The following is a 13,828-nucleotide window of genomic DNA, read 5'->3' as shown; positions in this document are numbered from 1 at the left end:
ACCGCCTCCCTAACCTCGCTTCGCTCGGCCAGGGAACCCTGGCGGCGTGGGCCCAAACGAAGGAGTCCGGAGGACCAGGAACTGGTAATGCTGCGTCCAGTTCCCGGCGCCGGGTCCCGACTCGACTCCTGTGCCCTCGGGCCAGGTCTCAAAGCGCTCCACTTCGCCGTGCGCACCAAAGATGCGGCGCACGGTGTCGTCGCTCCGCCGGCTGAAGAACCGCCGCGGCTCGTCCTGGTCCTCGGGGTTGAGGACTTCCTCATCGTCACCAGACCAGAGCCCGACGGCGATTGGCGCGCCAGCCGCGCTGACCCGCACGAGTTCACTGACGACGTCGTGGATTACCACGTTGGGCACGTGCAGGAGGGTGCTCATAGTCCACACGGCCGGGAAAGTAGCATCGGCGAACGGCAGGGACCGGCCGCTGGCAACGCTGGCGTCGAGCCCTTTGGCACGGGCAACATGGATGCTCTCCTCGGACAGGTCGACGCCGGTGTAGTGCAATCCGGCCCGCACGAATTCCAAGCCTTCGACGCCTGTGCCGCAGCCTAGTTCGAACAGCGAGTGCCTGTGTTCTTCCTTGAGCAGGCGGATAAACCAGTCGCGGCATTCCGTCCGACGCGGGGTCATGGCGCGGGTGTTCTGGATGCCGGCCTGCCGGTCGTAGTAAACGGCCAGGTTCGCCTCGTGATAGTCGGCTTCGTCGCTGAAGGCCCTTCGGGTCCCGTCCATGGACCCAGCGTAGAACACCCAACTAACTAGCAGTAGGTGTCGTTATGAGGCCTCTAAACGACAACAACTGCGAGTCAGTTGGGTGGGGCGCCTAGTTGGGTGGGGCGCCTAGTTGAACACCACTGTGCGGGTGCCGTCGAGCAGGACGCGGTGCTCTGCGTGCCACTGCACAGCCTGTGCCAGCGTGCGGCCCTCGACGTCGCGGCCCATCTGCACGAATTGCTCGGCCGTGCGTGCGTGGTCCACCCGGATGACTTCCTGCTCGATGATCGGACCCTCGTCGAGGTCCGCCGTGACGTAGTGCGCAGTGGCCCCGATGATCTTCACGCCCCGGGCATGCGCCTGGTGGTAGGGCTTGGCCCCCTTGAAGGACGGCAGGAAGGAGTGATGGATGTTGATGGCCTTGCCGTTGAGCTCGGAGCAGAGCTCGTTGGAGAGTACTTGCATGTAGCGCGCCAGGACGGTCAGCTCGATGCCGTGCTCATGGATGAGTGCGAGCAGCTTCGCCTCGGCCTGCGGCTTGGTGTCCGCTGTGACCGGGATGTGGTGGAAGGGGATCCCATAGAACTCGGCCAGGCCTTCGAGGTCCCGGTGGTTGGAGACGATGGCCGGCACCTCGATGGGGAGGGTTCCTGAGCGTTGCTGGAAGAGCAGGTCGTTGAGGCAGTGTGCGTCCTTTGAACCCAGGATCAGGGTACGGACCTTTTGGCCCACCGGGTTGATTTGCCACTTCATGCCGAATTCTTCGGCCACCGGGGCCAGCGCCGCACTCAGTTCAGCCTGGCTCGAAGACGTTGTGGCTTCCACCCGCATGAAGAAGTTTCCCGTGCTGGGGCTGCCGTATTGCTGGGAATCTGCGATGTTGCAGCCGGCCTCCAACAAAGCCCCCGCAACGGCGTGCACAATTCCGGGCCGGTCCGGGCAGGACAGGGTTACAACAAAAGACGTAGGCAGGGTGGAGTCAGTCACAGCTAAAGCCTACCGTTGCGCACCTGTTGTACTGTTTAAGTCGTCGCGACTGGCGTTGGGTGGTGCACCACCAGGGAGCGGCATTTTGAAGACCACGGATCGTACGCCTGGGCCGAGGGTCACGTTTTACTGTCGCTGTGCCATGCCCCGTAATCAAAGGCATGGAAAAAACCCAGCCGGTAGCCTGACCTGTAGAAATACCCGTTGCCTATCCAGGAGATCTTCGTGACCACCACCACCATCACCTCCGCGACCATCAGCAACCAGCCGCTTGCCGAGCTCGACCCCGAGATCGCAGCAGTTCTGGAACAGGAACTCGGCCGCCAGCGCGGCACCCTGGAAATGATCGCTTCCGAGAACTTTGCGCCCCGCGCTGTCATGGAGGCTCAGGGCTCCGTCCTGACCAACAAGTACGCCGAAGGCTACCCGGGCCGCCGCTACTACGGTGGTTGCGAATACGTGGACGTCGCCGAGCAACTGGCCATCGACCGCGTTAAGGCGCTCTTCGGCGCCGAGTACGCCAACGTCCAGCCGCACTCCGGTGCGCAGGCCAACGCCGCAGCCCTGTCCGCCATGATCACTCCAGGTGACAAGATCCTCGGCCTTTCCCTTGCCCACGGCGGCCACCTGACCCACGGCATGAAGCTCAACTTCTCCGGGAAGCTCTACAAAGTGGCTGCCTACCAGGTTGAAGAAGACACCTTCCGCGTGGACATGGACAAGCTCCGCGAACAAGCCATTGCCGAGAAGCCCCAGGTCATCATCGCCGGCTGGTCCGCTTACCCGCGCCACCTCGATTTCGCAGCCTTCCGTTCCATCGCCGACGAGGTTGGCGCGCTCCTCTGGACGGACATGGCCCACTTCGCGGGCCTCGTCGCAGCCGGCCTGCACCCGAGCCCGGTGCCGCATTCCGACGTCGTGACCTCCACGGTGCACAAGACGCTGGCCGGCCCCCGTTCCGGCGTGATCCTCGCCAAGCAGGAATGGGCCAAGAAGCTCAACTCCAACGTGTTCCCGGGCCAGCAGGGCGGCCCGCTCATGCACGTGATCGCCGCCAAGGCCGTTGCCTTCAAGATCGCCGCCGGCGAGGAGTTCAAGGAGCGGCAGGAGCGCGTCCTCGAAGGCGCCAAGATCATCGCCGATCGCCTCAACCAGGCCGACGTCGCGGAGGCCGGTGTTTCCGTTCTGACCGGCGGCACCGACGTGCACCTGGTCCTCGTGGACCTGCGCAACTCGCAGCTGGACGGCCAGCAGGCCGAAGACCTCCTTCACTCCGTGGGCATCACCGTCAACCGCAACGCCGTTCCGTTCGACCCCCGCCCGCCGATGGTCACCTCGGGCCTGCGCATCGGTACCCCGGCCCTGGCTACCCGCGGCTTCGGAGCCACCGAGTTCGCCGAGGTTGCCGAGATCATCGCTTCGGCGTTGAAGGCCGGTTCCGCTACCGACGTCGAAGCATTGCAGGCCCGCGTCGACAAGCTCGCCGCTGACTTCCCGCTGTACCCGCAGCACGAGCAGTGGTGAACCCGTCCATGGCGCAGACCGCGAAGATCCTTGACGGCAAGGCCGCCGCTGCCGCCATCAAGTCTGAGCTGACTGAGCGTGTAGCTGCACTGAGGGCCCGCGGCGTAACTCCGGGCATTGCCACTGTGCTCGTCGGTGGGGACCCTGCTTCGCAGCTTTACGTGTCCATGAAGCACAAGCAGTCCGTGGAAATCGGGATGAACTCGATCCAGCGTGAGCTTCCGGCGGACGCCACCCAGGCGCAGGTCGAGGACCTCATCGACGAACTCAATGCGGACCCCGCCTGCCACGGTTACATCGTGCAGCTGCCGCTGCCCAAGCACCTGGACACCGACGCCATCCTCGAGCGGATCGACCCCGCCAAGGATGCCGACGGCCTGCACCCGACCAACCTGGGCCGGCTGGTGCTCAACGTCAACGGAGAGATCACCTCGCCGCTGCCGTGCACACCCCGCGGCGTCATCGAGCTCCTGCAGCGCAACGGCTACAGCCTCGCCGGCAAGCACGTCGTGGTGGTCGGCCGCGGGGTCACCATCGGCCGCTCGATCGGACTGCTGCTCACGCGGCGGGCCGTGAACGCCACCGTGACGCTCACGCACACCGGCACCAAGAACCTCTCGGAGCTGCTGCGGCAGGCGGACGTGATTGTCGGCGCTGCGGGTGCCAAGCACATCGTCAAGCCAGGGGACGTGAAGCCGGGCGCGGCCGTGCTCGACGTCGGTGTCACCCGTGAAACCGACCCCGAGACGGGCAAGAGCAAGGTCCACGGGGACATCGATCCCGCGGTTGCCGAGGTAGCCGGCTGGATTTCGCCGAACCCCGGCGGCGTGGGCCCCATGACCGTGGCGCTGCTCATGACCAACGTGGTCGAAGCCGCCGAACGCCAAGTGGCAGCGGGAAGCGCCTCCGGCGTCGCCTGATTGTGCTCCCCACCACCGTGTAGGGCGCCTACTCCCGCGGGANNNNGGTCCCCAAGACCTGGATCAGCGCCACCGCGATCACGATGAAACTCGTGGGAGGACCCTGGAAACGCCGCTGCATGCTCCGAGCCTAGCCGCGGAGGGCGCCGACGTCGTCGGGTTAACGGTGTAGGGCGCCTACTCCCGCGGGAGTAGGCGCCCTACACCGTTAACCCGACGACGTCGGCGCCCTCCGCGGCTAGGCTCGGAGCATGCAGCGGCGTTTCCAGGGTCCTCCCACGAGTTTCATCGTGATCGCGGTGGCGCTGATCCAGGTCTTGGGGACCGTCTTTTCAGCGAGCCACCAGGCCACCGTGCGCCCCTTGGACCCGCTCGCCTTCATCTTGCTGTTGGCGGGACCGGGGGCCTTGGCTTTCCGGACCCGCAGGCCGGCCGTCATGCTCCCGATCACCCTCCCGGCCGCGTCCGTCTATCTGCTCCTCGGTTACGCCTGGGGTCCGATAGTGCTGTCCCTGGCTCTCTCGATCATCCTCACTGCTGCCGCGGGGCTGCGCTGGCAGGCCTGGCTCGGGGCCGGGATTTCCGCCGCGGCCGTCGTTCTGATGGCTGTCCTCGCCGGAGATGAGACGGGGCTGGTCCGGGCCTCTGCCGGTGTCGCCTGGGCCGCGATCCTTGTCCTGATCGGTGAAGGCTTCCGACGCCGGGGCGAACGGATGGCCGAATACCGGCGACGGCGGGAGGCCGCGAAACAGGCCGAACGGGACGAGTACCGCCTCACGCTCGCCCGCGATATCCACGATGTGGTGGCGCACTCCCTGTCGATGATCAACGTCCAAGCCTCTGTGGCGCTCCATCTGGGAACGAACGATCCCGAGAAGCTCCGCCCGGCGCTGGAGGCCATCAAGGCCGCGAGCAAGGAGTCCTTGGCCGAAGTCCGCCAACTCCTCGGTGTGCTGCGCGACGACGCCCCGCTGAGTCCCTCGGCTCCGCCAAGCCTGGGGCGGATCCCGGAACTCGTCGACGACGCGCGGCGAGGCGGCCTAGAGGTGCGGTTCGAAAACTCCGTAGACCCGGAACGCGTGGGCCCAGGCCAGCAGGAAGCGGCCTACCGGACCGTCCAGGAAGGGCTGAGCAACGTCCGCAGGCACTCAGGTGCGGCGTCCGCCGTCGTACTTCTCGAATTGTCCGGGAACGCGCTGAGGGTGCGGATTGACGACGACGGCGGAGGCCTCCGCGGAGCGCCCGCCGGGAACGGGCTGAGGGGCATGCGGGAGCGCGTCGAGGCGCTGGGCGGCACGCTTGGCCTGACGCCGCTGGAGCCCGGGCTGCGCGTGGAAGCGAACCTTCCGCTGAACCCCCACGAGGGAGGACACCAACGATGATCCGCTTGCTGCTCGCCGACGACCAGAACCTTATCCGGGCGGGATTCCGGGCCCTCCTGGACGCCGAACCGGACATGGAGGTGGTGGCCGAAGCCGGTACCGGCCGGGACGCCGTCAGGCTGGCCGAGCGTGAGGCACCCGACGTCGTGCTCATGGACATCCGCATGCCGGATGGCGACGGGCTGGCCGCAACCCGGCAAATCCTGGCCAACCCACAACTCGCGCACACGCGCATTATCATCCTCACGACCTTCGAGCTGGACGAATACATCGCCGAAGCCGTGCGCGCGGGCGCCGCGGGCTTCCTCGTCAAGGACACCGAACCGGAGGAACTGATCCGGGCCGTGCGGGTAGTGCACGACGGCGACGCCCTCCTTTCGCCGTCGGTGACACGCCGCATCATGGCCCAGCTTGCCCTGCACAGCAAGGCGGCGTCGAAGACAGTGCCGCTGGAGCAAATCACCGAGCGCGAACGGGAAGTTCTGGCGTTGGTTGGCGAGGGCCTGAACAACGCAGAGATCGCCGAGCGGCTGTTCATCACCCCGCTCACGGCAAAGACGCACGTTTCACGGATCATGACCAAACTGCTGGTGCGTGACCGTGCGCAATTGGTGGTGCTCGCGTACGAGTCCGGCCTGGTGCGGCCGGGTTGGAGCAGCTAGCCCTGGCCTGCAGTCTCCCGGGGGAGTAGGCAGCTGGCCGCAAGTGACTCCCGGTGGCCGACGCGTTTCGACGGGCCAAAAACAAGACTGGAAACAGAGCCGAGATACGGCCTGTTGAGAGTTTGGACTGGACATGTTGACATCACTGAGCACCACCATCGGCGCCGCGGCCGCGCAGCTGCCCGCCGACGTCGTCGTCCACGGACCGGGGGACGGATTCGTCTTCTGGCCGTTTTTCCTCCTGATCCCGCTGTTTTGGTTCCTCGTGATCGGATTCTTCATCTTTTTCGGCCGCCGGATGTGGCGCCGGAACCACTACTGGGCAGCAACACAGGGCGCCGAAAGCGTGCTGAGGGAGCGCTACGCGCGGGGCGAAATCGATGAGACCGAGTACCGCCAACGCCTGGAAGTGCTGCGGGCACATCCCACGAAGTGATGAACCGACGGATTCTGCTGGATCATTCGTCTGGATAAACCCTCAGGCCCTGGAACCACGCGGTTCCAGGGCCTGAGGTGCGGAATGATCCAGCAGAATGTCGCGAAGGGTCCAGCAGGTTAGTCCAGAAAATTGCGGAATACCTCTTTCACGTATTCCTTGGCTCTACTAGTCTGCTGGGGTGCACAATGAAGCCACCCGATCTTCCTCCACGTCAGCCAGCTTCCAGATGAACCCACCCGCAGTCATCACCGCCGAAAACCTCACCAAGAGCTACGGCGAGCTCATCGCCGTCGACGGAATCTCGTTCGAGGTCCCGGCAGGGGAGTCCTTTGGCCTGCTTGGCCCCAACGGTGCCGGCAAATCGACCACCATGAAAATGATCGGCGGAGTCTCCCAGCGCACGTCCGGGAAGCTCAGCATCATGGGCCTGGACCCGGAAACCCACGGGCCGGAAGTCCGCGCGCACCTCGGAGTGGTACCGCAACAGGACAACCTGGACGAGGAACTGAAGGTCCGCGAAAACCTGATTGTCTATGGCCGCTACTTCGGCTTGCCCTTGAGCTACTTGCGCCCCAAGGCTGATGAACTGCTCGAGTTCGCCCAGCTGACGGACAAGGCCAAGTCGAGGGTCGATGCCCTGTCGGGCGGCATGAAACGGCGCCTCACGATTGCCCGCTCGCTGATCAACGAGCCCAAGATCCTGCTCCTGGACGAGCCCACTACGGGACTGGACCCGCAGGCGCGCCACATCCTTTGGGACCGGCTGTTCAGGCTCAAGGAGCAAGGTGTCACGCTGATCCTCACTACGCACTACATGGACGAGGCCGAACAGCTTTGCGACCGGCTGATCGTGGTGGACAAGGGCCGGATCATGGCCGAAGGTTCGCCTGCCAGCCTGATCCGCGAATATTCCACGCGCGAGGTGCTGGAACTGCGCTTCGGTTCGGAACGCAACGCCACTATCGGCGCCGAACTCGCGGGCATCGGCGAACGCGTCGAGACGCTCCCGGACCGGGTGCTCATCTACGCGAACGACGGCGAATCGGCCCTGGAGCAAGTCTCCGCACGCCGGCTCCGTCCCCTGACATCGCTGGTGCGGCGTTCTTCGCTGGAGGACGTCTTCCTCCGGCTGACCGGACGGAGCCTCGTTGACTAGCGCCCACTCGCCTGCCGTCTCAGCCAGCCGGGCGAAGCGCTGGGGATCTTTCTTCTACGCCGAGCAGGTCCTCCGAGTGATGCGTGGCTACGGCTGGTCCGTGTTCCTGTACAGCGTGGGGCAGCCGGTGGCCTACTTGTTCGCCATGGGAGTCGGGCTGGCGAGCCTCGTGGATGCGAACAGCGCAGCGGTGTTCGGTGGAGTGAACTATTTGACCTTCATCGCGCCGGCATTGTTGGTCTCATCCGCGGTCATGACGGCGTCGGGAGACTTTTCCTACCCGATCATGGACGGCTTCAAGTGGCGCCGCGTGTTCTATGGCCCGCACGCCTCCCCGCTGGTACCGCAGCAGATCGCCGCGGGCCACATCATGGCGAGTGCCTTGAAGTTCCTGGTGCAATCGGTGGTGTACTTCGCCATCGTGGCCATGTTCGGTGCCTCGCCGAGTCCGTGGGGTTGGGTGTCGGCGATAGTTGCCACGGTGGCCGGACTGTCCTTCGGGCTGCCGCTCATGGCCTATGCCTCGACCATCACCAAAGACTCCGGCCAGTTCGCGCTGGTGCAGCGCTTCATCGTGGTGCCGCTGTTCCTGTTTTCGGGCACCTTCTTCCCGCTGGATTCGCTGCCGCTTGGAGTGCGCTGGATCGGTTGGATCTCCCCGGTCTGGCACGGCACTCAGCTCGGCCGCGTCTTCACCTATGGACTCGAGGAGAATCCCTTGTTGACCCTGGCCCACGTCCTGTTCCTTGTGGGCTCCGCCGCCGCAGGCTGGACGCTGACACGGCGCCAGTTCGTCAGGAGGATGGGAGCATGAGCGTTCTTACCGGAGGCCACAGCGCCACCGACGCCGCCCGTGAACGTACCTTCGGCCCGCTGTACTCCCGCAACGCGCTTGCTGTTGTGTCCCGGGGCCTCATGGCAGCGAAAAGCAGCACGTGGTTGATTCTGGTATCCGGGTTCTTCGAGCCGGTGCTTTACCTGATTTCCATGGGCGTGGGACTCGGCCCGATTGTGGGTACCGTGGCGGGACCGGGCGGCCAGGAAATCAGTTATGCGGCCTACATCGCGCCCGCGCTCCTTGCCGTGTCCGCCATGAACGGCGCCGTCTACGACTCCACCTGGAACGTCTTCTTCAAGATGAACTTCGCCAAGCTGTACCAGGGAATGCTCTACACCTCCCTCGGGCCGTTGGATGTAGCCATCGGGGAGATCTTCCTGGCCCTGCTGCGCGGACTCCTGTATGCCACGGGGTTCACGGCCGTCATGGCCGTCTTGGGCCTCATCACCACGCCATGGGCCGTCCTCGTCATCCCCGCCTCAGTGCTGATCGCTTTCGGCTTTGCGAGTTTCGGCATGGGCATCACGAGCTTCATGAAGACGTTCCAGCAGATGGACTGGATCAACTTCTTCATGCTGCCCATGTTCCTTTTCAGCTCTACCTTCTACCCGCTGAGCGTCTATCCGCAATACATCCAGTGGCTCATCCAAGCAATGCCCCTCTGGCATGGCGTGGAACTCCTGCGGCAGATCAGCATCGGCTCCTTCAGCCCGGCCACGGCAGTCCATATCGCCTACTACCTCGTGATGATCGGACTCGGCATCACGCTCACTACCGGAAGGTTGCGCAAGCTCTTCCTGAAATAGCGGCGCGGGCTGTTCGCCGGGGGTGGAAGCGGGCGGTTCGCCGCGCGGAGTTTGCGACAATGGGTGCATGCGATCCCTCGGCGACTCCCCGTCATCTGTTCCCTCGTCCGCTTCCGCCAGGAGCCCTTTCAAAGGTTTCCGCATCGGTGGACTGGGCATGACCGTGGTGCTCATCGCTTTCCTGGTGGCCGTGATCTTCGCCGCCAACCACAACGACGTCGTCGGTTGGATCGTTGCGGTTGTCTCCTTCGGCTGGCTCGCGCTCGCCGCTTTCGTGGTCTTCAGCATCCAGAAGGCCGCCAGGAGGGCCGGTGAAAAACTCACCGAGGCCCAGAACGCCTTCAACGCGGCAACCGGCCGGGCGCCGTCGTCGTCGAGCGCCGACCACGGTGGCACACGGGTGGTCTCGGAACGGAGCGAAGCTGACGAAATGCGGGACCTCAAACTGGACCACTCTTTCAAGATTGTCCAGGTGCAGGTCCGCGTGGTGGAGGACGAACGCGCCAAGGGCGACGCCGCCGATCAGGACACGATCAACCGCGCTTTGGAAACCATCGCCATCACGTCAAGCAATGCCCGGGACATGATCAAGTCATCCGGCGGCGGCGACGAGCCCGTCTCGGGCACCATCATCGACTAGAGTGGACGGGGTGAGCTCGGCATTGAAGAAGGACTCCCTTCGCATCGCAACGGTCAACGTCAACGGCATTCGCGCCGCCTACAAGAAGGGCATGGCGGAGTGGCTGGAACCGCGCGACGTCGACATCCTGTGTCTGCAGGAAGTCCGCGCGCCCGATGAGGTGGTCCACCAGCTCATCGGCGAAGGCTGGTACATCCTGCACGCCGAAGCCGAGGCAAAGGGCCGCGCCGGCGTTGCGATTGCCTCCCGGCAGGAACCCGTCGCCACCCGCGTGGGTATCGGCGACGACTACTTCGCCACGACTGGGCGCTGGGTCGAGGCGGACTACGTCGTTCGGGACGGCGGCGGCAAGGACACTACCCTGACGGTCGTCAGCGCCTATGTGCACTCCGGCGAAGTGGACACACCCAAGCAGGTGGACAAGTACCGCTTCCTGGACATCATGACCACGAGGCTTCCGGAACTTGCCAAGCACAGCGAGCATGCCTTGGTGGTCGGCGACCTGAACGTGGGCCATACGGAGCTGGACATCAAGAATTGGAAGGGCAACACCAAGCGTGCCGGTTTCCTTCCTGAGGAGCGCGCGTACTTCGACCGCTTCTTCGGCGACGAGATCGGATGGAGGGATGTCCACAGGGGCCTGGCAGGAAATGTCGATGGCCCCTACACCTGGTGGTCCCAGCGCGGTAAGGCCTTTGACACTGACACAGGCTGGCGCATCGACTACCACATGGCCACTCCCGGACTCGCGGCAGCCGCACTTTCGGCCGTCGTCGACCGGGCGCCGTCATGGGACACCCGTTTCTCCGACCACGCACCGCTGGTAGTCGACTACCAGCTCTAGGCTTTCGAAAGTTTCCTCATGACCAGTTCCACCACGACTGAACCCGCTGCAGCCGCAGCCAAGGCAACATCAACCAAACTGGCCGCCGGGGCGAAGCACCGCGTGCTGTCCGGCATGCAGCCCTCTGCTGACTCCCTCCACCTGGGCAACTACCTCGGTGCCCTGGTCAACTGGGTCCGCATGCAGGACGAGTACGACGCCATCTTCTTCATCCCGGACCTGCATGCCATTACGGTGCCGCAGGATCCATCCGAGCTGGCCCGCCGTACGCGCGTCACCGCTGCGCAGTACATCGCCGGCGGTGTAGACGTCAACAAGTGCACCCTGTTCGTCCAGTCCCAGGTGCCTGAACATGCCCAGCTGGCGTGGGTCCTGGGCTGTATCACGGGCTTCGGCGAAGCATCGCGCATGATCCAGTTCAAGGACAAGTCGCTGCAACACGGCTCGGACCACGCGAGCGTCGGGCTCTTCACCTACCCGATCCTGCAGGCGGCCGACATCCTGCTGTACCAGCCACACGGGGTGCCCGTAGGCGAAGACCAGCGGCAACACATTGAGCTCAGCCGCGACCTCGCCCAGCGTTTCAACAGCCGCTACGGCGAGACATTCCAGGTGCCGCAGGCCTTTATCCAGAAGGAAACGGCCAAGATCTACGATCTCCAGAACCCCACGGCCAAGATGTCCAAGTCCGCGGAGTCGCCGGCCGGCCTGATCAACCTGCTCGATGACCCGAAGGTCACGGCCAAACGCATCAAGTCGGCAGTCACGGATAACGGCACGGAAATCCGCTTCGATCGCGAAGCGAAGCCCGGAGTGTCCAACCTGCTGAGCATCTACTCGTCCATCAGCGGCCAGACGGTGGAGAAAATCGTCGCGGACTATGAAGGCAAGATGTACGGCCACCTGAAGGTCGACCTCGCTGAACTCGTTGCGGCCCACCTCGGGCCGATCCGGGACCGCGCCAACGAGTTGCTCGCCGATCCGGCAGAACTCGACCGGCTCCTGGCTCACGGAGCGGACAAAGCCCGCGAGATCGCCTCGGCCACGCTCGCCGACGTCTACGCCAAGGTGGGCTTCCTGCCGTACGGCGGAGCACAAGGAATCCGCTAAAGCCATGTGCGCGGCTGGCAAGCTCAGCGTCCAGGTCGGCTCCCGTTCACGGGGAGCCGGCCGGGACACTGATGCCCGCCCGGGCACGGGCGCACACCAGTCTGCCAGCGCGTGCGGGGACAACCTGTGCGTAGGGGTCATTCTGGGTTTCCCCCGGGAAGTCGCCCAGGAACTGCAGCAATGGCGTGCATCCTTTGGCGATCCGATGGCGGAAGTGATCCCGGCCCACATCACCCTCGTGACCACTACCCCTGCCCAGGACTGGGAAGCAACCCTTGAGCATGTCCGCGACGTCGCGCGGCGCCAGGCACCATTCAGGATCACGATTTCCGGCACGGGCTCCTTCCGGCCGGTATCCCCGGTGGTGTTCCTGAAGGTCGCAGACGGTTTCGAGGAGTGCGTAGGCCTGCACGAACAACTACAGACCGGCCCCCTGGAACGCGATCTTCCCTTCCCCTACCACCCGCATGTGACGGTAGCGCACGACGTCGCTCCCGAGAGTCTTGACGAGGCCGAAACGGTGCTCAAGAACTACAGCGCCACCTTCCCTGTGGTTAGCATGGGACTTTACGAGCACGACGACAACGGCATTTGGCAGCTACGGGAAGAGCTCGACTTTGGCGGCGACGCAGACCAATCACGGAAAAGCACAGCGCAACGACCGGCAGCAGGCGGAGAAGCCACCGCTGCCGACTGAAGGGGCGCAGCTGAAGCTGCAGCTCATCCATCGTCAGGTCGAATGGGGTAAAGCCCGGCGCTCGGGCAACAGAGGCGCCACCATACCGGCGTTCATCAACCTGGCCCTCGCCCGGCTCAGCAACTTCCGGCCGATGCGCGCCTTCAACCTCTACAACCTGCGCCACGGTCCGTTGTTGAGCGCCGGCATAGGCTTCACCATGTTCTTCTCCATCACAGGCCTGCTGGCCACGGGATTCGCCGTGACCGGCTTGGTCCTCAACGGGCAACCCCAACTAGTTGATTCAATCGTCTCGAGCGTCGCCACAGCGGCCCCGGGACTCCTGAAAACCAGCGGGGGCAACGGCCTGGTGGATCCGCATGATCTCCTGAATCCCACAGGCCTTGGCTGGACGGCCGTCATAGCCGCCGTCGTCACGGTCTTTACTGCTCTCGGCTGGATCGCGGGGATCCGGGAGGGTCTCCGCGGGGTGTGCGGTCTGGAGCCCGTGCAGGAAAACCCTCTGCTGATGAAGGCCCGCGACGCCGGTACCCTCCTGCTGCTCGGCGCAGCCTTGGTGGTCAGCGCCGGTGTTTCGCTCGTGTTCGGGACAGCAGCCGGATGGATCATCGAGCGGCTCGGTTTGGCCGACGCCGTCGCTGGCCCGGTCACCTGGCTCGTTCGCACGGCCGTACCCCTGGTCCTCAACTGGGCGACGGCGGTGATCATGTTCCGCTTCGCAGGCCGCTTGAAGCTTCGCCGGCAAGCCTTCGTGGAAGGAACGGTGCTGGCCGGCATCGGAACCACCATCCTCCAGATCTTCAGCACGGAGTTGCTGGCGAATGCCGGACGGAATCCCATTCTGGCCTCATTTGCCATCATCATCGGGCTTCTCATCTGGTTCAACCTGGTCAGCCAGGTCTACTTGGTCTCCGGGGCGTGGGCGGCCGTCAGGGAAGCGGACACCAGCGCCCACGGGCACCCCAAGCCGGCCCTCGGATCGCGGCACCCTTCGCCCCGCACGTTCCACGCAAAGGACTCCTGAGGGAGCCAGCGCCCCAACTAGCTAGCAGTTGTTGTCGTTTTGAGCCCTCATAACGACAACAATTGCTAGTCAGTTGGGCTGGGGC

At 64.6% G+C, this 13,828-nt stretch carries 15 protein-coding genes and 1 riboswitch; of the genes, 13 read left to right on the top strand and 2 right to left on the bottom strand.

Features of this window, described 5'->3' with window-relative positions; translation table 11 throughout:
• Window positions 1-9: 9 nt before the first annotated feature.
• Window positions 10-732, bottom strand: coding sequence for a class I SAM-dependent methyltransferase (locus VLA65_RS01145; RefSeq protein WP_332601552.1), 723 nt, complete (start codon window positions 730-732; stop codon window positions 10-12).
• A 108-nt stretch (window positions 733-840) separates the two neighbouring features.
• A complete protein-coding gene (gene purU / locus VLA65_RS01140; RefSeq protein ID WP_332601551.1) occupies window positions 841-1,701 on the bottom strand; it encodes a formyltetrahydrofolate deformylase in 861 nt (286 codons plus the stop codon).
• A 35-nt stretch (window positions 1,702-1,736) separates the two neighbouring features.
• Window positions 1,737-1,821: riboswitch (ZMP/ZTP riboswitch) on the top strand.
• Between the two features lie 90 nt (window positions 1,822-1,911).
• On the opposite strand from purU, the gene glyA reads away from it, so the two are divergent.
• The 13 genes from glyA to VLA65_RS01075 all read left to right on the top strand — a co-directional run bounded on the left by glyA (window position 1,912) and on the right by VLA65_RS01075 (window position 13,743).
• Complete coding sequence (gene glyA / locus VLA65_RS01135) at window positions 1,912-3,225, top strand: serine hydroxymethyltransferase (RefSeq protein WP_442880157.1); 1,314 nt, start codon at window positions 1,912-1,914, stop codon at window positions 3,223-3,225.
• Between the two features lie 8 nt (window positions 3,226-3,233).
• Window positions 3,234-4,145, top strand: a complete 912-nt coding sequence (locus VLA65_RS01130) for a bifunctional methylenetetrahydrofolate dehydrogenase/methenyltetrahydrofolate cyclohydrolase (RefSeq protein ID WP_332601550.1) — start codon at window positions 3,234-3,236, stop codon at window positions 4,143-4,145.
• 251 nt (window positions 4,146-4,396) lie between these two features.
• A complete protein-coding gene (locus VLA65_RS01125; RefSeq protein WP_332601549.1) occupies window positions 4,397-5,527 on the top strand; it encodes a sensor histidine kinase in 1,131 nt (376 codons plus the stop codon).
• The gene (locus VLA65_RS01120) at window positions 5,524-6,189 is read left to right on the top strand and encodes a response regulator transcription factor (protein WP_284992010.1); all 666 of its coding nucleotides are present in this window, start codon (window positions 5,524-5,526) and stop codon (window positions 6,187-6,189) included. Before VLA65_RS01125 ends, VLA65_RS01120 begins: the two co-directional genes overlap by 4 nt.
• A gap of 133 nt (window positions 6,190-6,322) precedes the next feature.
• On the top strand, window positions 6,323-6,625 hold the full coding sequence (locus tag VLA65_RS01115; protein WP_332601548.1) for an SHOCT domain-containing protein: 303 nt from the start codon (window positions 6,323-6,325) through the stop codon (window positions 6,623-6,625).
• A 229-nt stretch (window positions 6,626-6,854) separates the two neighbouring features.
• Window positions 6,855-7,784 carry an ABC transporter ATP-binding protein gene (locus VLA65_RS01110; RefSeq protein WP_059388000.1) on the top strand — a complete coding sequence of 310 codons (930 nt, stop codon included), beginning with the start codon at window positions 6,855-6,857 and terminating at the stop codon, window positions 7,782-7,784.
• Window positions 7,777-8,598, top strand: a complete 822-nt coding sequence (locus VLA65_RS01105; RefSeq protein WP_307052680.1) for an ABC transporter permease — start codon at window positions 7,777-7,779, stop codon at window positions 8,596-8,598. The genes VLA65_RS01110 and VLA65_RS01105 overlap by 8 nt, the downstream gene beginning before the upstream one ends.
• Window positions 8,595-9,428, top strand: coding sequence for an ABC transporter permease (locus tag VLA65_RS01100; protein ID WP_332601547.1), 834 nt, complete (start codon window positions 8,595-8,597; stop codon window positions 9,426-9,428). Before VLA65_RS01105 ends, VLA65_RS01100 begins: the two co-directional genes overlap by 4 nt.
• 67 nt (window positions 9,429-9,495) lie before the next feature.
• The gene (locus VLA65_RS01095) at window positions 9,496-10,068 is read left to right on the top strand and encodes a hypothetical protein (protein ID WP_307052678.1); all 573 of its coding nucleotides are present in this window, start codon (window positions 9,496-9,498) and stop codon (window positions 10,066-10,068) included.
• 10 nt (window positions 10,069-10,078) lie between these two features.
• Window positions 10,079-10,912, top strand: coding sequence for an exodeoxyribonuclease III (locus VLA65_RS01090; protein ID WP_332601546.1), 834 nt, complete (start codon window positions 10,079-10,081; stop codon window positions 10,910-10,912).
• An 18-nt stretch (window positions 10,913-10,930) separates the two neighbouring features.
• Complete coding sequence (trpS, locus tag VLA65_RS01085) at window positions 10,931-12,022, top strand: tryptophan--tRNA ligase (protein ID WP_332601545.1); 1,092 nt, start codon at window positions 10,931-10,933, stop codon at window positions 12,020-12,022.
• A 4-nt stretch (window positions 12,023-12,026) separates the two neighbouring features.
• The gene (locus VLA65_RS01080) at window positions 12,027-12,719 is read left to right on the top strand and encodes a 2'-5' RNA ligase family protein (RefSeq protein WP_306964662.1); all 693 of its coding nucleotides are present in this window, start codon (window positions 12,027-12,029) and stop codon (window positions 12,717-12,719) included.
• The gene (locus VLA65_RS01075) at window positions 12,640-13,743 is read left to right on the top strand and encodes a YihY/virulence factor BrkB family protein (RefSeq protein WP_441433657.1); all 1,104 of its coding nucleotides are present in this window, start codon (window positions 12,640-12,642) and stop codon (window positions 13,741-13,743) included. The genes VLA65_RS01080 and VLA65_RS01075 overlap by 80 nt, the downstream gene beginning before the upstream one ends.
• Window positions 13,744-13,828 lie beyond the last annotated feature (85 nt).

The organism is Arthrobacter sp. S2(2024), from assembly GCF_036662515.1.
In the GTDB taxonomy this organism is placed as follows: Bacteria; Actinomycetota; Actinomycetes; order Actinomycetales; family Micrococcaceae; genus Arthrobacter.
The sequence above is the reverse complement of the archived record's forward strand: the minus strand, read 5'-3'. Positions and strand labels throughout refer to the sequence as shown.